Source organism: Vibrio sp. Vb1018, from assembly GCF_033338775.1.
Classification (GTDB): domain Bacteria; phylum Pseudomonadota; class Gammaproteobacteria; order Enterobacterales; family Vibrionaceae; genus Vibrio; species Vibrio alginolyticus.
Window position 1 is genome coordinate 60,306 of record NZ_JAWOTI010000025.1, and the last position, 6,186, is coordinate 66,491.

A 6,186-nucleotide genomic window follows, 5' to 3' on the forward strand; every position below is an offset into this window, starting at 1 on the left:
ATGTACGCGAACGGCTCAACATATAAATCGGCTTATTTGGGTATATACTCAAACAAATCGTAGAGTTCTGGTAAACTCTGCGCCACTTCATTCACTTTAAGAGCAAAAACCAATGCCTTGGATTCAAATCAAACTCAACGCGACCAATGAAAACGCTGAGCAAATCGGCGATATGCTAATGGAAGAGACTGGCGCGCTGTCTGTTACATTCTTAGACGCGCAGGATACACCTGTATTCGAACCTCTACCTGGCGAAACTCGCTTATGGGGCGATACTGATATTCTGGCACTGTATGATGCAGAAGCAGACACTAACTTCATCATCGACCAAATTAAAGCGAGCAATATGCTGGCTGACAATTTTGCTTACAAAGTAGAACAGCTTGAAGATAAAGACTGGGAACGCGAATGGATGGAAAACTTCCACCCAATGAAATTTGGTGAACGCCTATGGATTTGTCCAAGCTGGCGCGACATTCCAGATCCTGACGCTGTTAATGTTATGTTGGATCCAGGCCTTGCATTCGGTACGGGTACTCACCCTACAACAGCACTTTGTCTTGAGTGGCTAGAAAGCATGGACTTAAGCGGTAAGACCGTTATCGACTTCGGTTGTGGCTCAGGTATTCTTGCGATCGCAGCGATCAAACTGGGCGCTGAAAAAGTGATAGGGATCGATATTGATCCTCAAGCCCTGCTTGCTTCAAAAGACAATGCTGAGCGTAATGGCGTTGCAGACAAACTAGAAGTTTACTTACCGCAAAATCAACCTGAAGGTCTCGTCGCTGACGTCGTTGTGGCCAACATCCTTGCAGGACCTTTACGTGAACTTGCACCAATCATTAAAGGCCTAGTTAAACCAAATGGCGACCTTGCAATGTCTGGCGTATTAGACACCCAAGCTGAAGATGTTGCGAACTATTACCGTGACGAGCTTCACATTGACCCGATTGTTGAGCAAAGTGAATGGTGTCGCATCTCTGGTCGTAAGCAAGGCTAGACAAGGTTTTCAGAGCTAATTGTTTGAAATTCATACAATTTACAAAAACAATTTGTAAATGCTCAAATATTAGTCTTTTCACGCAGTGAAAAAATGCGTAAAATGCGCGCCCTTGCTGGTACAGAACTGTGATGACGTTTTGAAAATCGGAAACTATCAACTTAAGAACAATCTAATCGTAGCCCCTATGGCTGGTGTAACGGATAGACCGTTTCGCGAGTTGTGTCTTCGCTATGGTGCGGGAATGGCCGTCAGTGAAATGATGTCTGCTAACCCAAAGCTATGGGGAACGTCAAAGTCGAAACAGCGCATGGTACACGAGGGCGAATCGGGCATTCGCTCTGTACAGATTGCGGGTTCCGATCCACAGCTTATGGCGGATGCAGCTCAATTCAGTGTTGAGAACGGTGCACAAATCATCGACATCAACATGGGCTGCCCGGCAAAAAAAGTGAATAAGAAGCTAGCGGGCTCTGCTCTGCTTCAATACCCAAACATTATCGAAGAGATTTTGAAAGCGGTCGTGAATGCAGTGGACGTTCCTGTAACGTTAAAGACTCGAACTGGCTGGGATACAGACAACAAGAACTGTGTCCAGATCGCTAAATTAGCCGAAAACTGCGGCATACAAGCTCTTGCTCTGCATGGCAGAACGAAAGCATGTATGTACAAAGGTGAGGCCGAATATGACAGCATTAAAGCGGTAAAAGAGGCGATTTCAATTCCGGTTATCGCGAACGGTGATATCGATAGCCCGGAGAAAGCCAAATTTGTACTGGAGTACACCGGTGCGGACGCTTTAATGATTGGACGCCCTGCCCAGGGTCGTCCTTGGATTTTCCAGGAAATCCATCACTATTTGGAAAACGGCACCACAATGGAGGAACTTCCAACTGAGGAAGTGAAAACCATTATGCTTGGTCATGTAAATGCTCTGCATGAATTTTATGGGGAGTTCTTAGGTCCACGTATCGCGCGCAAGCACGTTGGGTGGTACCTGAAAGAGCATGAACAGGCAAGTGAGTTTCGCCGTACCTTCAACGCTATCGACGCAGCTCCGCTGCAAATTGAGGCGTTAGAAGGTTATTTTGATAACGTTGCATCATAATTAAGAGAAGAGCTAGACCGAATATGTTCGAACAAAATCTGACTTCAGAAGCATTAACAGTAACTACAGTAACGTCACAAGACCAGATTACTCAGAAGCCTTTACGTGACTCTGTTAAAGCGTCTCTTAAAAACTACCTTGCTCAACTAAACGGCCAGGAAGTAACAGAACTATACGAATTAGTTCTAGCTGAAGTTGAACAGCCACTACTAGATACTATCATGCAGTACACTCGCGGTAACCAAACTCGCGCAGCAACTATGATGGGTATCAACCGCGGTACTCTTCGCAAGAAACTTAAGAAATACGGCATGAACTAAGACCGTTTTTCAAAAAGTATTTGGAACAAGCCGTTACCTTTTTAGGTAACGGCTTTTCTTTATCTACTAAAACACTACGAATAACGCTCACTTTGTTCAGTATTACCAACTGGCTTTAAGATAACTACTGCTGAGCCAAACAATAGGAAAGCCACGAAAGCGACCCATTCATTGCCTACAGAATACGCGAAGCCCGCCAAGGCAGACCAAATCGCGACACCAAAGTGCATCATACTCATTCCAAAAGACATTAACACACCTCGATATTCATCAGATAAGCTTGCGATATGTGCTTGTAATGCCGGAGAACCAACCCCTCCAGCGAGAGACCAGAGCACTAGAACTGGAAGATAAGCGGTCACCGTACTCATCTCATTTGAGAACACCCATGCACTGCAAGGTATGCACACCATTAAAGCCACTCGCATAACGGCTCGAGAGCTACCAAGCCAACAGCAAGCTCTCCCCACGCACATATTTCCAACCACACTAACGATCCCTAGAGCAGCATAAATAGCGCCCACCCAACCGAGCGCCAACTCGCTGGTATCTCGAATATGGAGGCCTATCAGGTTAAATACACCAATACCTCCCCCTAGGCCTAAACACATCGCTAGAATCGCTCTCAACGCGCCTGGAAGATGAATGACGTCTGCGATAGGTGGCAGAGTATCTGACTTCTTGGACTCATTATGCTTGTTGTTCATGAACACTACGCTCATGGCACTGACAAGAAGAGCCGCAACGCCCAAAATAATAAAAGCGGCACGCCATGATAAAAGCTGGGTCAACAATGCTCCGATCGCCGGGCTAGTTATCATACCTAGCGTTAATCCCGCCTGAACCATCACAATTTGACGCATCGCTCTATTACCCTTCGCGTCTCCCGCTAACGCGAATGCAATTGGTAACATGCCTGCACTTGCAATACCAGTGATCACACGAGTTGCAATAGCAAGTTCAAAATCATGAACTATGCCCGTCGTAATAGGCACAACCCCAAATACAAAGCAAGCAGGCACCATGATACGAATACGCCCAGCTCGGTCTGATAAACGACCCAAGTAAGGAGCGAAAATTGCTATGGCTAAACTATATGCCGTAATAAATAAGGTCACCTGACTCGGTTGAACACTTAAATCATTTCCGATAGGTTCAAGAATAGATCCAAGCATCAACTCATCAGCACCAACAAGAAAAGCAACGAGAAATAGGATCATGGACTGCATCATAGCTCCACCTCCTGTTCTGTTTCCGATTCAGCACAAGTGAGCAACGAAATATCTAAAACTCTATCAGGCCAAGATTGCAAAAATGCCTTCTCATGAGATACCACAATCACGCTACCGGAAAAGCGCTGGAGAGCCTCTTTAAGCGCATTTTTACTGCTGCTATCCAAGTGTGTTGTTGGTTCGTCCAACAGCAAAACATTGCATTTCTGAACCGATAAACAACACAACTTCACCCGAGTTTGCTCACCACCGCTCAATGTATCTAAGTGGCGCTGCGTCTTATCCCCCGTAATCCCAAAGCGAGCTAATAGCTTGCGTGATTCTTTGCTTGAGATTGTTGGCGCACAAGAGCACAGCTCCTGTTCAGGCGTGTTCTGAGGATGGCGCCAAGACAAATCTTGAGAAAAATAACCAATCATTGCACCTTTTGCCAATACCACCTCACCAGAGAGTGGCTCGATCTTCCCCATCAGGGTTTTAAGTAAGGTCGACTTACCCACGCCGTTAAAGCCAGCAACAACCAACTTTTCCCCGCGCGCTAACGTGATATCAAATACTGGAAGCAGAGGCTGCTGATAACCGATCATCAACGCTTTTGCCTCAACCACATTCGGTTGCTCAATGGGCTGGTAAGCAAAGTCAAACGTCGATACTTTCTCTACATGATTCAGTTGAATACGTTCGATTTTATCCAGTCTCTTCTTACGCCCTTTAGCAAGACTGGCGTTAACTCCTGCACCATTTTGGGCAATAAATTTCTCTAACTTTCGAATTTCACTTTGCTGAGCCTTATATTGCTTTTCTAATAAAGCACCGTCGTGCTGCTTTTGCTGCATTGCTTTGACATAAGTACCGCTGTATTTTCGAACCGTTTGATAATCAATATCACAAACACTGGTCGCTACTTGATTAAGGAAATCAATATCATGAGAAACCAGTAAAACGGTGCCAATGTAATCATTGAGAAACGCGACTAGCCATTCAATGTGCGGAGCATCAAGATAGTTTGTCGGCTCATCAAGAATTAACACATCGGGGTTGCGAAGTAACAACTTGCCTAAAAGGACTTTGTGTCTTTGACCACCACTTAGCGAGACAAGCGGTGTATCTAAGCCAAATTGATAAATACCAAGACCTACAGCAACTCGTTCAATTTTGGTATTAATTGCATAGAAGTCTTCATCTTCTAAATATGCCTGTAGCCGAGCGACTTGGCTTAAAAGAGATGTAGAGTGAGACTCGGTCATCGCCTGATACAAAGTCCAAAGCTTCTGCTCGGCAGCGTATAAGTTCTCAAAAGCACTCTTTAAGCATTCATAAACCGTCAGCGCATTATCCATCTTAAAATGTTGCTCTAAATACCCCACCTCAAGGTTTGGTAACCAGTCAATGCAGCCCTTATCTGCAGATAATTCACCAATAAGCAATTTTAATAAGGTGCTTTTTCCAACACCATTCGCTCCGGTGATACCTATTTTCTCTCCCACGTTAATACGAAAGGTTACGTTGTTGTATAACGTCTTATCAGCTATCTGATAAGACAAATTTTTAACTTGTAAAATACTCATGTTTTCAACCAAATAAAAAAGGGCCGGTGATCAATACCGGCCCTTATTTCAATACTGGGTAATGCTTTGTAGCTGCTTAACAGATACAAAAAGGCCGATGATGAAATATCACCGGCCATCTCTTCTCTTTTATCAGGTGTACAAGCTCCTGCGTATAACTTCAGCGAAGCTACCCACACATAAAACACCTGATGAAGATTAATTTAAGACTCCGAGCAACACTTCATCGCGTTTTTTGCATGGAGTTCAGCCTTCTTACAAAGCTTTTAAACAAGAGATATAACATGATTTACTGTCGAAAAAATATTCGATGTGAAGCGTACACCTTTAGAATAAAAAGTACCAGATAATTATTAAAACTATCGTGACTTACACGAAGGTCCACAGAAAGAAGACTTTTCCTCAGTCAATGTGCCAGGTGAACTGCTTACTCAGCAAACACAGCTATGAAAGCACCTATACCGCTCACGTTATACGTACGTAGTGGTGGCTTTGAAGGTTGGAGAGGGTTAGAGGGAAGAAGTAGCGAATATACTTTAAGACACTGGCTTAAATAGGTCGACAAAACAAAATCCATGTTTGGAAAGTTTTAAATGCGCTGAGTTTATATTAATAAGCGCCTATGGCTAAATCAAAACATCTAAAGCAGAGAAATCTCCCCCGAAAATAACATAACCTAGTGAATAAATTTTCCAGGTAATAATAAAGGAAGCTTTGGTAAGTAAGCACAAGGGCTGAGAACTAGCGCTCGATACTAGGACCCGGTTCAGTAGAAACCACACAAAACTGAGTTCCACTTCACTCATATAGGGCTTAGAAAGCATCGCCAGAGGGAAGCCGGCCTCTCGATGCAAGGTTTCAATACGAAAGTGGGTTTAAGGTAAGTCGGGGAACCAAAACGAAAAAAGCCTCAGTCTTTCGACTGAGGCTTAATATAAGTGGCGGAGTGGACGGGACT

Annotated in this window: 5 protein-coding genes; 3 read left to right on the top strand and 2 right to left on the bottom strand. The window is 44.2% G+C overall.

Annotated features, from left to right (window positions below; all coding sequences use genetic code 11):
* Positions 1 to 112: 112 nt before the first annotated feature.
* The 3 genes from prmA (at position 113) to fis (ending at position 2,428) form a co-directional block, all read left to right on the top strand.
* On the top strand, positions 113 to 1,000 hold the full coding sequence (prmA, locus tag R7Z10_RS20655; RefSeq protein ID WP_005382507.1) for a 50S ribosomal protein L11 methyltransferase: 888 nt from the start codon (positions 113 to 115) through the stop codon (positions 998 to 1,000).
* Between the two features lie 139 nt (positions 1,001 to 1,139).
* Positions 1,140 to 2,108, top strand: a complete 969-nt coding sequence (gene dusB / locus R7Z10_RS20660; protein ID WP_005382505.1) for a tRNA dihydrouridine synthase DusB — start codon at positions 1,140 to 1,142, stop codon at positions 2,106 to 2,108.
* Positions 2,109 to 2,131: 23 nt separating this feature from the next.
* Complete coding sequence (fis, locus tag R7Z10_RS20665) at positions 2,132 to 2,428, top strand: DNA-binding transcriptional regulator Fis (protein WP_000462885.1); 297 nt, start codon at positions 2,132 to 2,134, stop codon at positions 2,426 to 2,428.
* 74 nt (positions 2,429 to 2,502) lie between these two features.
* Here the strand turns inward: fis and R7Z10_RS20670 are convergent, their stop codons facing one another.
* Both R7Z10_RS20670 and R7Z10_RS20675 read right to left on the bottom strand, forming a co-directional pair.
* On the bottom strand, positions 2,503 to 3,660 hold the full coding sequence (locus R7Z10_RS20670) for an MFS transporter (protein ID WP_042523691.1): 1,158 nt from the start codon (positions 3,658 to 3,660) through the stop codon (positions 2,503 to 2,505).
* On the bottom strand, positions 3,657 to 5,228 hold the full coding sequence (locus R7Z10_RS20675) for an ABC-F family ATP-binding cassette domain-containing protein (protein WP_025768822.1): 1,572 nt from the start codon (positions 5,226 to 5,228) through the stop codon (positions 3,657 to 3,659). The genes R7Z10_RS20670 and R7Z10_RS20675 overlap by 4 nt, the downstream gene beginning before the upstream one ends.
* Positions 5,229 to 6,186 lie beyond the last annotated feature (958 nt).